Source organism: Myxococcus sp. MISCRS1 (assembly GCF_026626605.1).
Taxonomy (GTDB): domain Bacteria; phylum Myxococcota; class Myxococcia; order Myxococcales; family Myxococcaceae; genus Myxococcus; species Myxococcus fulvus.
This window is the reverse complement of the sequence record NZ_JAPNKB010000001.1, coordinates 507,354-525,221: the sequence shown is the minus strand read 5'-3', so window position 1 is coordinate 525,221 and position 17,868 is coordinate 507,354. Positions and strand designations below refer to the sequence as shown.

At 71.4% G+C, this 17,868-nt stretch carries 10 protein-coding genes; 3 read left to right on the top strand and 7 right to left on the bottom strand.

Translation table 11 applies throughout. The annotated features are described in order from the left end of the window. Positions 1 to 7: 7 nt before the first annotated feature. Entirely contained in the window at positions 8 to 6,472 is a 6,465-nt protein-coding gene (locus OWM54_RS01970) for a MupA/Atu3671 family FMN-dependent luciferase-like monooxygenase (RefSeq protein WP_267696483.1), read from the bottom strand. A gap of 378 nt (positions 6,473 to 6,850) precedes the next feature. On the opposite strand from OWM54_RS01970, the gene OWM54_RS01965 reads away from it, so the two are divergent. Continuing rightward, complete coding sequence (locus OWM54_RS01965) at positions 6,851 to 8,200, top strand: cytochrome P450 (protein ID WP_223751033.1); 1,350 nt, start codon at positions 6,851 to 6,853, stop codon at positions 8,198 to 8,200. A 29-nt stretch (positions 8,201 to 8,229) separates the two neighbouring features. Here the strand turns inward: OWM54_RS01965 and hppD are convergent, their stop codons facing one another. Together hppD and OWM54_RS01955 are read right to left on the bottom strand one after the other, a co-directional pair. Further along, a complete protein-coding gene (gene hppD / locus OWM54_RS01960; protein WP_223751034.1) occupies positions 8,230 to 9,303 on the bottom strand; it encodes a 4-hydroxyphenylpyruvate dioxygenase in 1,074 nt (357 codons plus the stop codon). A 158-nt stretch (positions 9,304 to 9,461) separates the two neighbouring features. Next, on the bottom strand, positions 9,462 to 11,102 hold the full coding sequence (locus tag OWM54_RS01955; protein WP_141322873.1) for a cyclic peptide export ABC transporter: 1,641 nt from the start codon (positions 11,100 to 11,102) through the stop codon (positions 9,462 to 9,464). Positions 11,103 to 11,266: 164 nt separating this feature from the next. Here OWM54_RS01955 and OWM54_RS01950 point away from each other — a divergent pair, with 164 nt between their 5' ends. Then, complete coding sequence (locus OWM54_RS01950) at positions 11,267 to 12,283, top strand: DUF4105 domain-containing protein (protein WP_267696482.1); 1,017 nt, start codon at positions 11,267 to 11,269, stop codon at positions 12,281 to 12,283. Here the strand turns inward: OWM54_RS01950 and OWM54_RS01945 are convergent. The 3 genes from OWM54_RS01945 to OWM54_RS01935 all read right to left on the bottom strand — a co-directional run bounded on the left by OWM54_RS01945 (position 12,272) and on the right by OWM54_RS01935 (position 15,424). Continuing rightward, a complete protein-coding gene (locus tag OWM54_RS01945; protein WP_267696481.1) occupies positions 12,272 to 13,021 on the bottom strand; it encodes a hypothetical protein in 750 nt (249 codons plus the stop codon). The genes OWM54_RS01950 and OWM54_RS01945 overlap by 12 nt on opposite strands. Positions 13,022 to 13,103: 82 nt before the next feature. Further along, positions 13,104 to 14,060 (bottom strand): ketopantoate reductase family protein, encoded by a 957-nt coding sequence (locus OWM54_RS01940; protein ID WP_267696480.1) that lies wholly within the window; start codon positions 14,058 to 14,060, stop codon positions 13,104 to 13,106. A gap of 56 nt (positions 14,061 to 14,116) precedes the next feature. Next, positions 14,117 to 15,424 carry a styrene monooxygenase/indole monooxygenase family protein gene (locus OWM54_RS01935; RefSeq protein ID WP_267696479.1) on the bottom strand — a complete coding sequence of 436 codons (1,308 nt, stop codon included), beginning with the start codon at positions 15,422 to 15,424 and terminating at the stop codon, positions 14,117 to 14,119. Between the two features lie 240 nt (positions 15,425 to 15,664). Between OWM54_RS01935 and OWM54_RS01930 the strand changes: the two genes are divergently transcribed. Next, positions 15,665 to 16,675, top strand: coding sequence for a hypothetical protein (locus OWM54_RS01930; protein WP_267696478.1), 1,011 nt, complete (start codon positions 15,665 to 15,667; stop codon positions 16,673 to 16,675). Position 16,676: 1 nt separating this feature from the next. Here the strand turns inward: OWM54_RS01930 and OWM54_RS01925 are convergent, their stop codons facing one another. Continuing rightward, positions 16,677 to 17,777, bottom strand: a complete 1,101-nt coding sequence (locus tag OWM54_RS01925; RefSeq protein ID WP_267696477.1) for a D-TA family PLP-dependent enzyme — start codon at positions 17,775 to 17,777, stop codon at positions 16,677 to 16,679. Positions 17,778 to 17,868 lie beyond the last annotated feature (91 nt).

Here is a 17,868-nt window from a genome sequence, read left to right as displayed (position 1 = left end):
GACGGACCTATCCCTGTTTCCTTGCCCGTTGCTGCTGTCGCTTCAGGCTCTCGAGCTGGCGTTTCGCGCGGTCCTGCGCCGTCTCCACCGGATTGGCCTGCGGCGTGGTGGCGCCCTGGCGCAGGTGACGCGCGAGCGCGCTGACGGTGGGGTATTCCAGCAGCTTCAGCAGCGGCAGCTCCCCACCGAGCACCGCCCTGAGCCGCGCGTGGACCTGGACCATGAGCAGTGAGTGCCCACCCAGGTCGAAGAAGTTGTCGTTCACGCCGACCTGCTCGACCTTGAGCACCTGCTTCCAGATGTCGGCGATCTGCTGCTCGAGCTGACCCTGCGGCGCCACGAAGGCCGCGCGTGAGCTCCGCGTCGCGCTGGGGGCGGGCAGGGCCTTGCGGTCCACCTTGCCGTTGGGCGTGAGCGGCAGCGCCGGCAGGTCCACCACCACGGAGGGCACCATGTGCTCGGGCAGCTTCTGCGCCACCGCGTCGCGCAGCGCCGTCGCGTCCACCGTCTGCCCGTCGCGCGCCACCACGTAGGCCACCAGCCGCACGTCGCCCGGTGAGTCCTCGCGGGCCACGACGACCGCCTCGCGCACCTCGGGGCGTGCGCTGAGCACCGCCTCGATTTCACCTGCCTCGATGCGGAAGCCGCGCACCTTGAGCTGGTGGTCCACGCGGCCCAGGAACTCCACCGTGCCGTCGTCGCGCCAGCGGGCCCTGTCTCCGGTGCGGTACAGCCGGGCGCCCGGCTCGGAGGAGAACAGGTCCGGCACGAAGCGCTCGGCCGTCAGCTCCGGACGCGACAGGTAGCCGCGCACCACGCCCGCGCCGCCGATGTAGAGCTCGCCCGGCACGCCCACGGGCACGGGCCGCAGCCGCGCGTCGAGCAGATAGAAGCGGGTCCGGAGGAACGGCGTGCCGATGGACACCACCGGCCCCGACTCGCCGCGCACGTCGTGCGTGGAGGACCAGATGGTCGTCTCCGTGGGGCCGTACATGTTGAGCAGCCGCGCGTCCTCGGGGAGCACCTGTCGCAGCGACGTCGCCAGGGAGGAGGGGAGGGCCTCGCCGCCCACCATCCACCGCTTCAGGCCACGCAGGGCCTCGGTGGACTCGGAGTCCGCGAGCAGGGCGCGCGCCAGCGAGGGCGTGCACTGCAGATGCGTCACCGCGTGCTCACGCAGGTTGAGCGGGATGGAGCGCGCGGTGCGCTGGCGCGCGCCGTCACGGTCCGCCTGGCACTTCACCTCGTGCAGCAGCGGCAGGCTGGCCAGCACGGTGTCCGCGGGGATGCCGAAGTCGATGAGGCAGCCCACCTCGTCCACGCCCAGGGCGCGCAGCTGCTCCATCCGCTCGCGCACGGAGCGCGGCGTGCCGAACAGTCCGCTCGTCTCGAAGTAGCGCTCGAAGGCCTGCGCGGCCAGCCGGTCCAGGTCCGCCTCGGTGGCGGTGTCCAGGTCCACGCCCAGCGTGCGGCCCAGTCCGCGCATCAGGTCCGCGGAGCTGCGCAGGTAGTTCCGGAAGGGCTTCTCCACCACCGAGCGCACCGTCGCGACGTCCTCACCGATGAACGTGTGCAGCATCAACGTGACGTGTCCGTCGCCCGCGTGTCCCGCCGCGCGCCAGGCCTCACGGTAGAGGGCCAGCTTCTTCTCCAGGTCCTCCCACGTCTGCCCCAGCAGGTGGGTGAGGACGTTGCAGCCCAGGCGCCCCGCGGTGACGAACGTGTCGGGGTTGCCCGCCGCCGTGAGCCACACCGGCAGCTCCTGCTGCACCGGCCGCGGCCGCAGGGTGACGTCGACCTGCGCGCCCGCGCCCCCCGGGAAGCGCAGCGAGTCGCCGCGCCACAGGCGGCGCACCGTGTCCAGTCCCTCCAGCATCAGCTCGCGGCGCTGCTCGTAGCGCTCGGGCGCGAAGACGAAGTCGTTCGCGTGCCAGCCGGAGGCGACGGAGATGCCCACGCGGCCTCGCGACAGGTTGTCCACCAGCGCCCACTCCTCCGCGACGCGCACCGGGTGGTGCAGCGGCAGCACCACGCTGCCCGCGCGGATGGCCACGCGCTCCGTCACCGCGGCGATGGCCGCGCCCGCCACGGACGGGCTGGGATACAGCCCACCGAAGGCATGGAAGTGACGCTCCGGCGTCCACACCGCCGCGAAGCCGTGACGGTCCGCGAACTTCGCGCCCTCCAGCAGCAGCTTGTAACGGTCGCCGGCCGAGGCCTCCGCGTCGTCCGCGAAGTAGAAGAGGCTCATCTGCATCGGCGTGGCGCGCGCGGCCGAGGCCCGGGCCGGCGCCTTGATGGACGCGCCCTCGCCCTGGACCACCACCTTGAAGCCGCGCGTGAGCGTCCACAGCAGCTCCAACACGGAGATGTCGAAGGAGATGCTCGTCACGGCCAGCCACGTGCCCGAGGGCGGATGGCCGATGCGCGTGTCCATGGCCGAGAAGAAGTTGGCCACCCCTCCGTGCGGCACCATGACGCCCTTGGGGCGGCCCGTGGAGCCGGACGTGTAGATGACGTACGCCAGGTGCCCCGCGCCCGTGGTCGACGGCGGAGGCGTGTCCCGCTGCGTGCCCTCCGTCAGGGACAGGTCCTCCAACGCGACGACGCGCGCGCTGCCCGTGGGGATGGCGCCGCGCAGGTGCGTCTGCGTGAGCAACACCGGCGCGCCCGAGTCCTCCAGCATGTACGCCAGTCGCTCGCGGGGATACTCGGGGTCCAACGGCACGTATGCGCCGCCGGCCTTGAGCACCCCCAGCATCGCCACCACCATGGCGGCCGAGCGCTCCACGCACAGCCCCACGCGCGTCTCGGTGCCGACGCCCTGGGCGCGCAGGTGCCACGCCAGCGAGTTGGAGCGCGCGTCCAGCTCCGCGTACGTCAGCGTCGCGTCGTCACCTGCCACCGCCACCGCGTCGGGAGTCCTGGCCACCTGCGCCCGGAACTGCGCGTGGATGGAGGTGTCCTCGGTGCTCGCGGGCGTGAAGTCGTTCCAGTCCACCAGCAGCCGTCGCGACTCGTCCGCGCCGAGCAGCGGCAGGTCGTCCACCCGCGTCTCCACGGTGTCGACGACCGCGCGCAGCAGCGTCTCCAGCTGTCGGGCCAGCCGCGCCACGGTGGCGGGGGTGAACAGGTCGGTGCGGTACTCGAGCGCGCCGGTGAGGCCGTCCGCGCCCTCCGCGAGCGAGAGCTGGAGGTCGAACTTCGACGTGCCCTCCACCGCGCCATCCGGCACCGGCAGCACCGGACGCCACTGCATGCCGGGCACCGACAGGTTCGTCGGGGGCAGCGCCTCCAGCAGCAGGGCCGTCTGGAACAGCGGATTGTCCGCGCCGCCCCTCGGCGCACGGGCCGCGCCCACGACTTCCTCGAAGGGGAGGTCCGCGTGCGCCAGCGCCTCGTGGAACGTCTGCCGCGTGCGGGAGAGCAGCTCGCGGAAGCTCGGCGTGCCGGAGAGGTTCGCGCGCAGCACCAGCGTGTGCGCGAAGAAGCCCACCACGTCGCGCAGCTCCGGACGCTCGCGGTTCGCCACCACGGTGCCCACGGCGAAGTCGGCCTGTCCGCTGTAGCGGTGCAGCAGCGCCGTCCACGCGGCCGTCAGCGTGACGAAGAGCGTGCAGCCCTCGCGACGCCCCAGCGCGCGCAGGGATTCGACGAGCGAGCGCTCCAGCGTGAGGTGATGCAGCGCGCCCTGGAACCCGGGCTCGCGCGGACGCGGAAAGTCGGTGGGCAGCTCCAGCCTCGGCAGCCCCGCAAGCTGCTTGCCCCAGTATGCGCGCTGCGCGTCGAGCAGCGGCCCCAGGCCCTGCTGCCACCGGGCGAAGTCCGTGTACTGGAGCTTCACGGTGGGCAGCTCGGTGGCCGCGCCCGTCACCTGCGCGCGGTACAGCGCCGCCAGCTCATGCGCGAGCACGCCGATGGACCAGCCGTCGGTGGCGATGTGGTGCTGCGTCATCAGCAGCACATGCTCATGTTCGCCCAGCGTCACCAGGGACGCGCGCACCGCGGGGCCCTCGGCCAGCCGGAAGGGCTCACGCGCCTGCTCCAGCGACAGACGGCGCAGCTCCGCGTCACGCGCCTCGGACGCGATGGAGCGCAGGTCCACGACGGGGAACGACAGCTTCACGCTGGCGCGCACCAGCAGCCGGGGCTGTCCGTCGACCTCCGGGAACGCCGCGCCCAGCACGGGGTGACGCTCGACGAGCCCATCCAGGCTCCGCGCCAGGGCCCCGGTGTCCAGCGCACCGGTGAGCCGGAGCTGGAAGTGGAGGTTGTACAGCGCGCTGTCGGGGACCAGGCGGTCCAGGAACCACAGGCGGAGCTGACCGGAGGAGAGGGGATGCTCGCCCTCGCGAGGTCCCGCGCTCAGCGGCGGCGCCACCAGCGAGTGCTCGGGCCGGACGCCACGCCACGCCTCCAGGAGCCGCAGGGCCGCGGCCTCCAGCGTGGGGCTCACCCAGAGGAATGCAGCGGGCAGCGCCACGCCCAGCTCCGACTCCAGCTGGCCGTGCACCTCCAGCACCATCAACGAGTCGAGCCCCAGGCCCGCGAGCTCCGTGTCGCCCGGGAGCGTCGAGGCATCCAGCCGCAGCGCGCGCGCCACGGCCCGGCGCAGGAAGTCCTCCACCAGCGCGAGCCGCTGGCCGTCCTCCGCCGTGGCCAGCTGCTCCTTGAGCGGGATGGTGGACTCGGGGACGCTCGGCGAGGGCTCCGCGGCGGCGACCGAGGCCTCGACGATTTCGAGCTCACCCGCGAGCCAGGCCGCCTTCGTGGCGCGGCGCTGGATCTTCCCGCTCGACGTCTTCGGGATGCTGCGCGCCTGGAGCAGGACGACGGCGTGCGCGTGGACGGCATGCTGCTCCGCCAGCGCCTTGCGCACGGCGGCCACGACGACGCCCGCGTCGAAGCCGTCGCGCACGTCGACCTCGGCCGCGACCACCAGCCGCTCCTCGCCCTCCACCTCCACGCTGAATGCGGCGCAGCAGCCCGCGCGGATGGCGCGATGCGCGCGCTCGGTCTCCAGCTCCAGGTCCTGGGGATACAGGTTGCGGCCGCGGATGATGAGCAGGTCCTTCAGCCGGCCGGTGACGAACAGCTGCCCCGCCTCCGAGAGGAAGGCCAGGTCACCGGTGCGCAGGAACGGCCCCTCGCCCGACGCGAGCCGCGCGTCGAACGCGTGCGCGGTCTCCTCGGGACGCTCCCAGTAGCCCGTCGCCACGCTGGGCCCGCGCACCCAGACCTCGCCCACCTGGTTCGCGCCGAGCCGCTCGCGCGTCTCCGGCTGGACGATGAGCACCTCCTGGTCCACCGCGCTCACGCCCGAGCCCACCAGCGTCCGCGCCCGCGTGTCACCCGTCCCGGGCGCCGCCGCGCGACCCTGCTCCAGTGCGTCCGCGGAGAAGTCGCCGTGGACGAACGCCTCGCCCTGCGTGCCGCCGGTGACGATGAGCGTGGCCTCCGCCAGACCGTAGCAGGGGTAGAATGCCGTGCGCTTGAAACCACAAGGCGCGAAGGCTTCCGCGAAGCGCTCCAGCGTCTCTCGCCGCACCGGCTCCGCGCCGTTGAACGCCAGCTCCCAGCTGCCCAGCTTCAGCTTCGCGCGGTCCTCGTCGGTGGCCTTCCGGACGCACAGGTCGTACGCGAAGTTGGGCCCGCCGCTGCACGTCGCCTGGAAGTGGGAGATGGCCTCCAGCCAGCGCAGCGGACGCTGGAGGAACGAGATGGGCGACATCAGCGTGCACGGGAAGCCCAGGTACAGCGGCTGGAGCACCTTCCCGATGAGCCCCATGTCGTGGAACATGGGCAGCCACCCCATCCCCGACGAGCGCGACGCCTCCAGCCCGAAGCCCCGGGTGATGAGCGCCTCGTTGTGCAGGATGTTGGCGTGGCTGACCATCACCCCCTTGGGGTTGCCCGTCGAGCCGGAGGTGTACTGGAGGAACGCCGTCGTGCCGCCCGTCAGCTCCGGCCGCCGCCAGTCCGCCGCCATCGACTCCGGCACCGCGTCGCTGGCCAGCCACTGCAGCGCGGCGAGCTCCGGCGCCTGCGGCTTGAACAGCTCCGACATCTCCAGGATGAAGCTCGTGGTGAGCACGTAGCGCGCGCCACAGTCCTGCGCGATGGCCCGCAGGCGGGGCAGGGTGCGCTCCAGCCGCGTCGGGTCTGGCGGATAGCACGGCACCGCGACGACGCCCGCGTACAGGCAGCCCATGAAGCCCGCCACGAACTCCATCCCCGGCGGATACAGCAGGAGCGCACGGTCTCCCGGTGAGCCCGAGGCCCGCAGCAGCGCGCCCAGCGCCCGCGCTCGCGCGTCCAGCCGGGCGTAGCTCCACTCCTCCACCGGGCCGTCCACGTCTCCCGTTTCGAGAAAGCGATACAGCAGCGCGTCGCCCTGGGTGCCCGCCCGATGGCACAGCAGGTCCACGAGGTGGTGGAAGTCCCCCGCGGACGTCTCATGGTGCTGTTTCATGCGTGCTCCCCGGCGGACGACTCGCGATGGTGGTACCGCGGGCCCGGGCGTGGCCGTCCCGGTACCGCTTCACGTCCTGGTGGCTGGTGGGGGTCTGGCGTCTAACAGCGACGACACGAAACGCCGCGGCGCCTCAGGGGGGACGCTGTCCCGATCCGCCCCTGGCTCTGCCGCGAGTGGCCCGCTACCGCACGCCGGCACGGCACCGTCGTCCGGAGCCGTGAGTGAGGAAAATTAGGTCGAAGGTGAAGCATGCCCTCTGCCTTCATCCCTTGTTTTATCTGGAATGTCTAGTCAGCCACGAACCGCTCTAACTCCTTGGTTTGTCAGGGGGTCAGGCTCTTCTGATAAACTGGAGAACTTCGCTCGCGAGACCTCATGGCATCGCCTCAAGCACCTTCGTCCGCCCCCGGCCCCCGGGGTCTTCCCGTCTGGCTCAATGTCCTGCGTCAGGAGCACGACCCGCTGGGTTACTTCACCCAGGGGTTCCGCAAGTATGGCGACGTGGTCCGCTTCGACACGGGCGCCTCGGCGACCTACATGGTGAGTCATCCGGATCAGATCCGGTACTTCCTCACCGAGAACGCGCCCAACTACTCGAAGCAGGAGCTGTCCGAGGACCCCTTCCTGGGCAACGGGCTGTTTGTAAGCGAGGGGAACTACTGGCGGCGCCAGCGCCGGCTCGTCCAGCCCTCGTTCCACCGGGACCGCCTGGCGGGCCTGCTGGCGGGCATGGTGGACCTGGTCCAGCGGACGCTCACCGCGTGGGAGGCGGACGCCACCGCGCGGCCGTTCGACATGGCCGCGGAGATGGGGAGCCTGTCGCTGCGGATGACCACGCGCGCGCTGTACTCGGAGGAGCCGGACGCGGCGGCGGCGGCGGCCGTCGGGCGGATGATGTGGATCATGAACGACCGGGGGACGTTCATGTCGCGGCTGCTGCGGCTGGAGCGGCTGCCCATCTACAAGAAGAAGTGGGCGGACTTCTTCGGCACCCTCCGGATGCTCAACGTCAAGGCGAAGGAGGTCATCGCCCAGCGCAAGGCCGGCGGCCCCCAGGACGACATCATGGCGATGCTGGTGGCGGCGAAGGACCGCGACACCGGCGAGTCGATGACGGACAAGGAGCTGCGTGACGAGTTCATGAACCTGTTCTCCGGCCACGAGGGGCCGGGTGTGGCGCTCTCCTGGGCCTGGCACCTCCTGTCGCGGCACCCGGACATCGAGGCGCGGCTCGCGTCGGAGTGCGCCGCGGTGCTCGGTGGCCGCGCCCCGACGCTCGAGGACCTGCCCCGGCTGCGCTACGCGACGCAGGTGTTCGAGGAGACCCTCCGCCTGTATCCCCCCGCGTGGCGGCTGCTTCGCACGGCGAAGGACGCGGACACGCTGGGGGGGTACACCGTGGAGCCGGGCGCGTCCGTGCTCGCCGTGCCCTACGTCTTCCACCGGCATCCGGAGTTCTGGCCGCGTCCGGACGTGTTCGACCCGGAGCGCTTCACGCCGGAGCAGAAGGCCGCGCGGCACAAGTTCGCCTACCTGCCGTTCGGCGCGGGCCAGCACATCTGCATCGGCAACAACCTGGCGCTGATGTTCGGCGCGCTGGTGCTGGCCATGGTCTCCCAGCGCTACCGCTTCCACGCCATCCCCGGCCGGCGCGTGGACATCTACCCGGGCATCGCCCTGTTGCCCAAGGGCGGCATGCCCATGCGCCCGGAGCGGCGCGGCTGAAGCGCCTCGAAGCAGCGGCCGCGCGCGGCTCAACCCACGGCGCGCGTGGCGTCCTGCTCCTTGGCGGCGTAGAGCGCCTGGATGTTGGCGCCGCCGAAGCCGCGCGCCTGGTGGCGCTGGATGACCTCGAAGAACAGCGTGCGCCGCGCGTGCTGCGAGCGGGTGAAGACCTGGAGCAGCACCCCCCACGCATCGCGGTCCATCAGGATGTTGCGCGACTGGAGTTGCTCACGGGGGAACGGCCCCAGCGAGCCGAGCCGCGCCTCCAGCGCCTCGTAGTAGCCCCGAGGCGCGTCGAGCAGGCCCACGCCGCGCTGCCCCAGCGAGTCCACCGCGCGGACGATGTCGTCCGCCAGGAAGGCCAGGTGCTGCACCCCCGCGCCACCGTGGGCGTCCACGAAGTCCTCCAGCTGTCCCCGACGCGTGCCGGAGACGGGCTCCTGCAGCGGGAAGCAGATGCGTCCGCCCGCCGCCTGCACCACGCGCGAGCTCATGCCGCTGTACTCGGTGCGCACGTCCTCCTGGTGGGTCTCTTCGAAGCCGAGCACGTCCACGTAGAAGGCCACCGTGTCCAGCAGCGTGCCCGCCCGCAGCGCGAAGGCGAGGTGGTCCACGTCGCGAAACAGTGACGCGCCTCCGGACGGCCCCGTGTCCACGGGCAGGTAGACGCCCGGAAGGAACGCGCCCCCGGGCGTGTCCCGCTGGATGAGTGAGTGCACCCAGCCTCCGGGCCCGGCGAGCGTGGCCTTCACCACGCGCTGGCCTGCCGCCTCGAAGACCGCGGGCCGTGCCACCGGACGCGCGCCCCGGCGCACCGCCTGGTCGAACGCGGCGACGACGTCGGGCGTGCCCAGCGCGATGTCCCGCACGCTGTCACCGTGTGCACGGACATACTCCGCGACCTCACCTTCGGCACCCAGCGCCGAGGTGACGACGAGCCGGGCTGCGCCTTGCTCCAACACGAAGGAGCGCTGTCCCGCGAGCCCCGACTCCGGCCCGCCGCTCGCCACCATCCGGAAGCCCAGCGCATGGCAGAAGTAGTAGGCGGAGAGGACCGCGTCGCCCACATACAGCTCCGCATGCTCCACGTTCGTGAGCACCACTCGCAGAACCTCGATTCAGGGGACCTGAGCGAACCGCGCTCAGTCCGGTGCACGTGTCAGGCGGTCACTCCGTTACAAAAACCATTATCACGGATTGCCACTGAAAGCGTGACACTCAGGTATCCGAGTGATGTGTCGGAGTCTGTATCACCCTGTCTTCATGCGGGCACGGCCGCCACCAGGGGCGTGGAGGAGGGCACCAGCTGCCCGGCCTCGAGCTTGAGCACCCGGTCCGCCAGGTGGAAGTAGCGGTCGTCATGGCTGATGACGAAGACGAGCTTGCCCTGGTCCCTGAGCGCCGGGAGCATCTCGCGGTAGAAGAGCTCGCGGAACACCGGGTCCTGGTCCGCGGCCCACTCGTCGAAGACGTAGATGGGGCGGTCCTCCAGGAACGAGGTGAGCAGGGCCAGGCGCTTGCGCTGCCCCTGGGACAGCGCCACGGTGGACAGCTTGCCGTCCTCCACCCGGACCTTCTTCTCGAGCTGCAGGCGGGTGAGGTACTGGCGGGCCTTGTCCTCCATGCCAGGGTGGTCCAGGCCGAGCATCCGCTCGAAGAGGTGGAAGTCGAAGAAGACGGCGGAGAACAGCTGACGGTAGGCGCGCCGGGTGGCGGCGGTGACGGGGACGCCGTCCACGCGCAGCTCGCCCTGCTCGGGGGCGTAGAGGCCCGTGAACAGCTTGGCCAGCGTCGTCTTGCCGCTGCCGTTGCCACCCACCAGGAACACCAGCTCCCCGCGCCGCAGCGTCGCGTCGATGGGGCCCAGCGTGAAGCTGGCGCCGTCCAGCTCCCGTCGGTAGGTGTGGCCGAGGCCGACCAGCTCGATGCGCTGGAAGTCGCGCGGCATGCCGTCGTCGGACGCGGAGGGCTCGGGGTCCTCCAGCGACAGGCCCAGCTTCTCCAGCTTCTTCATCGCCACGTGGCTGCGCGACAGGTTGGGCCACTGGTTCATCAGCCCGTCGAGCGGCTGCTGCAGGTACAGCACCACCAGCGCGTACGCCGCCAGCGTGGACATCTCCACGTCCTGGAAGCGCGGCACGCCGAAGAGGATGAAGCCGATGACGGCCATCACCATGAAGCCGCCCCAGCTGCCGGTGATGATGAAGAGCTTGCTCGTCGTCAGGGAGATGCGTGAGACCTCCTCCGCCGTCGGCTTCAAGTCCCGGTTGAAGAAGTCCTCGCTGCGCGCGTGGTGGAGCTGCAGCTCCTTCGAGCCGTCGATGAGCGTGCGAAAGCCGCTGTACATCGCGTCATGGGTTTCACGCCGCTTGAAGAACTGCGCGTAGGCATAGCGGTTGGGCAGCGCCACGCTCGCCATCACCACCGCGATGACGCCCAGGATGAGCCCCAGGAGGGGACCGGACAGCCACGCCAGATACACGAGACAGCCGACCAGCGTCGCCAGACAGATGATGACGCCGGGGATGACGGCGATGGTGCTGTTGATGACGCTGATGTCCTCGGTCAGCGCGGCGAGCAGCTTGTGCGGCCCGGCCTCCTCCAGCTTGCGCAGGGGCGCCTCGAGGATGCGTCGACACAGCGACAGCCGCAGGTCCAGCAGCGCCTCCTGCTGCATGGAAGCCAGCTGGAGCTGGGAGATGATTCGCAGCACCAGCACGGCCACCGCCAGCCCCACGAAGACGGGCATCAGCGGCATCGCGTCCGCCACCGTCCGGGACGTCAGGGCCTGATTCATCGCCGCGACGAGCGCCGCGCTACAGGCGCCCGTGAGGATGCCCAGCAACGCGGCGAGGATGATGGGCAGCTTCGACTTCTTGAAGAGCAGGGCGAGCAATGACACGACGGCTCCAGGAGACCCGGAGGGCTCTGATAACCGAGCCCTCCCGGCTCTCATATGTCATCGCCGCGCGAAGTGATACCCGGGGGCAGGCGGCTTCTCCGGAGAACCGGGCGGGCCCGACGGGCGGGGTGGCGGTGGACGGCGGGGCAAGGAATACTGGGGACATGCGATTCTCCTCGGGGGCTTCCAATGTCATCACCGGGCTCGTCGTCCTGGGCGGCACCGGCTGGGCCGCGCTCGCGCTCGCGCTGACGGGAGCGGGGCCGGAGGGGCCGCACTGGGTGCGGGCCCTGGGCGCGCTGCTGGTGGCGGGGCTGGCCGTCTTCGTCTGGAAGAAGGGCTCGAAGCTGGGCGCGGTGGGCGTGGTGGTGGCGGCGGGCGCGGGCCTGCACTTCTGGGCCTTCTCCCACGCGCCGTCCAACCAGCGGGAATGGGCGCCGGACCTGGCGCGGATGGCCCGGGCCGATGTGGAAGGCTCGCGCGTGACGATTCACGACGTGCGCGACTTCCGCTACCGCAGCACGACGGACTGGGATGCCTCCTGGTACACGGCCACCTACGACGCGAAGGAGCTGACGGGGGCCTGGTTCATCGTCGAGCCGTTCTCCGGCTTCTACGGCGCCGCGCACACCATGGTGAGCTTCGGCTTCTCGGACGGGCGCTACGTCGTCTTCTCCGTGGAGGTGCGCCGCGAGAAGGGCGAGACGTTCTCCGCCGTGGGCGGGCTGTTCCGCCAGTTCGAGCTGGTCTACGTGGTGGGTGACGAACGGGACTTGGTCCAGCTGCGCGCAAACCACCGCCGCGACGACGTGTATCTCTACCCGGTGAACGCGTCGAAGGAGCGCATCTCCGACTTCTTCCTGGACATGGTGGCGCGGATGAACGCGCTGCACGAGCACCCGGAGTTCTACAACTCCGTCTACAACAACTGCACCACCAACCTGGTGCGTCACTTCGAGAAGGTGAGCGCGCTGAAGGTGCCGTACGACCACCGCACGCTCCTGCCGGCCTTCTCCGACGAGCTCGCGTACGAGCTGGACCTCATCGACCGCGACGCGCCCCTGGCCGACGTGCGCGCCCGGCACCTCATCAACGCGCGTGCCCTGGAGGCCGCGGGGCAGGCCGACTTCTCGCAGCGCATCCGCGAGGGCGCGGCCCGCGCGACGACCTCAAGCCCCTGAGGCGGCCTTCATCTCCGGGGGTGGGGCGGGCGTCGTCAGGTGGCGCGCGTAGTGCGTCTCCAGCGTCGTGAAGTAGCCGCGCTCCTCCCAGAGGAGGGCGAGCAGGCGCTCCGACAGCGACTTCACCTCGGTGCCCTCGCCGGGCTCCGGCGTGCGGGGACCGACGTTGCCCGGGTTCCGGAACACGCGCGTGGCCTCGGCCATCAGCACGCGGCTGCTCGCGAAGAGCCGGCGCAGGGCCTGGTTGATGGGCCGGGCGTCCACCTCCGCGCAGGCCGCGACGATGGCCGCGTGCACCGCCGCGGGCTTGTCGCCCTGCAGGCTCAGCGCGTCCAGGTCGCCTCGCTCCAGCGCGTGGTGCAGCAGGTAGCCGTGGTGCAGGGACACCGAGGCCACGTCCACGCAGTCCTTCACCCACAACACGAAGAAGACCTTGCGGAACACCTTCTTCACCGGCAGCAGCATCAACCCCTTGAGGTAGCTGGCCAGCCGTCCGCCCAAGGTCCTCCCCAGGCTGGAGCCCGCCAGCGCCTCCACCGCCTGGGTCGAGGCGCGCAGGCCGCGCTCCTCCAGGAGCGAGCGCACCAGCTGCTCGCGCACCTGGTAGAGCGCGTAGTCATCCAGGAACGGCACCGGGATGAGGGGCGTGAGCCCCGCGGCGACGGCGTGGAGCGCCACGCGCCCCAGGGGGGCGGACGACGGGGCACCGGGCGGAAGACGGGGGGTCGGCTCGCTCATCGCTCTCCTCTATGCGCGAAAGGGCGAATCATTGCATCCGGACCGGACCGCGCGCCTGCTCGCCCGGAGGCCTGCCGGGACGTCACTTCTGGCGCGCGCCCTTCGCGTGCGGCAGCAGCACGGAGTACAGCGTGCTCATCACGGGCGTGGGGACGCCGAGCGCGTGGCCGCGCCGCGCCACAGTGCCCTGGAGGTACTCGACCTCCAGCGGCTTGCCCGCGTCGAAGTCCACCATCATCGAGGGGCGCACCTCCGCGGGGACGCCGTCCATGTAGTTCATCACGTCGTCCGCCCGCGTGGTGGTGGTGACGCCCTCGGCGGCGGCGACCCGGAGCACCTCGGCCGCGGCCTCCCGGAACGTCTCCCGGAAGAAGGGGCCTTCCCGCAGCGGCCCCACCGGGGTCCTCGCGGCGGTGCAGAAGCCCGCCATGGGGGCCAGGAAGGCGAGCTTCTCCCACAGCGGAGCGCGGACGTCCGCCACCGCCTCCGCGTTGAGCCCCGCCTGCGCGAGCACGTCCCGCACGACCTGCACCCGCCGCGAGACGCGCGAGGTGTCACCGAAGGCCTCGCCCAGCACGATGCGGTGCTGCGTGCCCGTCTGCTTGATGACGCCCGGCTCGCTGATGGCGGTGGAGATGTACGTGGTGCCGCCGATGACCGCCGCCTCGCCCACGGCCGCGGCGACCTCGGACGGACTGTCCACGCCGTTCTGCAGCGTGACGACCACCGCGGTGGTCCCGCCCAGCGCGGGCTCCCTGGAGGCGGCCAGCAGCGTCTTCACCTGGGGAAGCACGCTGGCGACGTCGTAGTTCTTCACGCCCAGGATGACGACGTCCACGGGGCCCAGCAGGGCGGCGTCCTCCTCGGCGCGCACGGGGACGGTGAAGTCCCCCTCCGGGCTGAGGATGGTGAGGCCCTTCTTCCGCAGGGCGGCCAGGTGCGCACCCCTGGCGAGGAAGCCCACCTCATGACCCGCGCGAACCAACCGCGCGCCGTAGTAGCCGCCCACTCCTCCCGAACCGACGATGGCGAATCGCATGGTCCGGGAGGATAGCGAAGGCTCGCGCCCGCGCCACGACGCTTTCAGGGCGCCGGTCAGCCCGCGAGCGGCCGGATGCGCGTGCCGGTGTCCCAGCCCAGCACGCCCGTGGCCGCCAGCACCTCCGCGCTCGGGCGGCTCGCGTTCATCACGAACTCCGCGGTGGCCTCGGGAGAGGCGCACGCGCCCAGGATGCGCTCGGGAATCATGAACGCGCTGACGATGGCGTCCGCCACCCGGCTGTCGCGGCTGCCCGCCACCAGCAGGTCGATGACGTGCGCAGGAGGCGGCTCGAGCAGCGCGTTGGTCCACGTGGTGGCCGGCGCCACGGCGGCCCACATCCGGGCCTCGGTGTCGCGGCAGAACGTCTCGTCGAAGGGGCGCTCCGACAACAGCGTGTCGTGGATGGCCACCGCCAGCGTGAAGGCGGACGCGGACGCCGCGTTCGCGCCCTGGCCCGCGATGGGGTCGTTCGTCACGTGCGTGTCGCCCACCGCCATCGCATAGCGCCCCTCGCCCAGCTCGGCCCACGCGCGGCGCACCGTCGGCGCGAAGCCGCCCTGCAGGAAGTCCAGCGGACCGCGCACGCCGAACTCCGTCGGGTCGATGCGCTCGTACGTCGCGGGCGCGAAGCGGCGGAAGATGTCCAGCAGGCCCGCGTCGAACGCGGCCGGGTCGTCGTCCCGCTTGCGGGAGATCAGCGCCGCCAGCTCCGTGCCGGGAATCGCCTCGATGAGCGTGCTGGGCACGCGGCCCTGGCGGGTGATCATCTGCGACTCGAAGACCTCGCCCTGGCCGGGCACCAGGTTGACGTGCATGCCGAGCGGCTCCGGCATGCGCAGGCCCTTGAGGATGGCCGCGAACAACACCCGTGGCGGCTTCGTGTGCGGGGACAGCTCCGGCACGCGCGGGAACAGCGCGTTGAGGCCGTTGCGGCCGGTGGCCACCACCATCAGCGTGTGACGGCGCGACAGCACCTCCAGCTCCTTGGCGTCCACCGGGCGGACCTCCAGGTGGCCCCCGCGCTCCACGAAGGCCTCGGCCAGGCGCGGCTGGTACAGCCGGTAGTCCACGCACAGGCTGGGCTCGCCCACCCGTCCCCTCAGGCTGATGAGCTCCGGCCCGTGGACGTGGATGGCGCAGCGGTTCATCGCCAGCTCCGGCGCGCCCCAGAAGTCCACCCACAGCTCCCGCTCGCGCGTCCGCGTGGGCGCGTGGTGCGTCACCGTGTTCATCAGGCGACCCGAGCGCAGCGCGTCCGGCTCCTGCTCCGCGTAGATGCTGACCGGGATGCCCTGCGAGAGAAGCTTCAGACCCAGGTGCAGACCGGCAGTGCCGGCGCCGACGATACCGATGCTCGCCATCTGTCTCTCCTTCACTTTTCCCGAGCCGGAAGCTTCGAGGTCGGGAAGGCCCCCCCAGGGGATGTGGGGTTCCCCGGGTGTTCCGGGGTGTGCAGGGCTCCATATCACAATGCGAATGGAGTTCTTCAGATTGGACATACCCAGAGTCTTAGAGCCAAGGGGGTCTTGGGGGCCCCGTTCGCGAATGGACCGTTGGGTCGGACCTTGGGCCAACCCGTCCGGAGCCCTACAGTCCGAGGGATGAGCGCGGCTCTCGACGTGGTGCTGGAAGTGGGGGACGTCACCGAGGCGACCGCCGACGTCGTCTTGTTCAAGTTTGCACAGAAGCTGTACGGCGCGGCCGGGAAGGCGGTGCGTCTGCTGGAGGTGGTGGGGGTGCCACCGACGCAGGTGTCGGTGCTGCCCGGGGAGCACCGCTTCGTGGAGACGCACGGCGCGCTGGGCTCACCGTTGGCGCTCTTCGTGGGCACGGTGCGGCTGGGCGAGTTCGGCTACCACGAGATCCGCCAGTTCGCGCTGCGCGCGCTCAAGGCCATGGAGTCCAGGCCCGGGCTCAAGCACGTGGCGAGCACGGTGCACGGGCCCAACTACGGGCTGGACGAGGACGAGGCGGTGCTCGCCTTCGTGGGAGGGCTCATCGAGGCGTTCCAGCGGGGCTCGGGGCCCAAGGAGCTGGAGCGCTTCACGGTGGTGGAGGTGGACGAGCGGCGCGCGCTGCGACTGCGCAGGGCGCTGGAGCGCGGGCTGGGGGGCACGCCTGGCGTGGAGCCGCTGCCCGGCGGGGGCTTCCGCGTGCGTCGCGAGCGCGGCTTCGTGCAGGCGCCCCCCATGGCGAGCGCGGGCACGGTGTCCAGCGCGAAGCCCCACGCCTTCGTGGCGATGCCCTTCACGCCGGAGCTGGAGGACACGTTCCACTACGGCATCCAGGGGCCGGTGAAGGCCGCGGGCATGCTGTGCGAGCGCGTGGACCAGGACGTGTTCGACGGGCCCATCATCCAGCGCATCAAGGAGCGCATCGACACGGCGAAGGTCGTCATCGCGGACCTGTCGCTGGCCAACCCCAACGTGTACCTGGAGGTCGGCTACGCGTGGGGCAAGGGGCGGCCCACGCTGCTGCTGGTGCGCGACGTGCGCGAGCTGCGCTTCGACGTCGCGTCGTACCGCTGCATCGTCTACCGGAACATCCGCGAGTTGGAGACGCTGCTGACGCGGGAGCTGGAGCGGCTGGACGTCGTGCGCGTGCCGGGCTGATTCACCAGCCGCGTGCCGCGACCTCCCAGGTCTCCATCACGGTGTCCTTGCGGAGGACGTGCAGCCGCTCGTGCAGGTTGACGGCGGCGCAGACGTGGTTGGGCACCACGCGCACGCGCTCGCCCACGCGCGGCCGCCAGGACGTGGACGAGACGTCGAGCAGGCCGTGCTCCTCGGAGACGCTGCGCACCACCAGCTCCGGCCTGTCCAGCAGCGCGCCATAGCCTCCCGAGGGCGCGAGGCCCTCCTCCTTGGCCAGGGCCTTGGAGCCCGCGTCGAGCACCACCTGTCCGGGCACGGCGGTGCTCACCACGGTGGCGAGCACGGAGAAGGCGCAGTCGCTCCAGGCGCATGCGCCCAGCGAGGCCGTGTTGCGGTCATTGAGCACGTTGATTCCGGGGCGTATCTCCGTCAGGCCCGGCACCTCGTGCGAGCGCCACAGCATGGGCGTCGAGCCGCCGCTCACCACCTCGGGCTCGAGCCCCTCGGCCGAGAGCGCGTCCAGGAAGGCGCCCAGTCGCGCGCGCTGGTCCGCGAGCGCCGCGTCCTGCTGCTCCACCGGTGCGCGCACCTGGCCCGGATAGAAGATGACGCCGCGATACGCCACGGACTTCGTCTCCGCCACCGCGCGCGCCAGCGTCACCGCGTCCGCCGGCGTCTGCACGCCCACCCGCCGCATGCCCAGATCCAGCTCCACCAGCACGCCCACGGTGCGCCCGGCCTCTCGCGCCGCGCGGCCGAGCCCGTCGAGCGCCTCGGCGGAGTCGAGCGCCACGGTGAGGCGCGTGCGCGAGGGCAGGGCCATCAGCCGCGACAGTCGCGCCGGGCCCACGGGTGGGTAGGCGAGCAGCACGTCGTCCGCGACGGTGGCCATGACCTCGGCCTCGCGCACGGTGGCCACCGTGGCGCCCACGGCCCCCGAGGCGAGCTGCAGCCGCGTGAGCTCCGCCGTCTTGTGGGTCTTCGTGTGCGGCCGCCAGTGGAGCTTGTGCTGGCGCGTGTAGTCCGCCACGCGGCGCAGGTTGGCTTCCACGCGGTCCAGGTCCACGAGGGCGGCGGGCGTGGTGAGGGCGTCGAGCGGGGTGGGGGACATGCCGCGCATGGTGGCACGCGTGCCCGTGGCCACTCCAGGCGACAGTGCACCCCGGACATGACGAGGCCCGCGCACGTGTCCGGAAGAACAGTCCCGGACC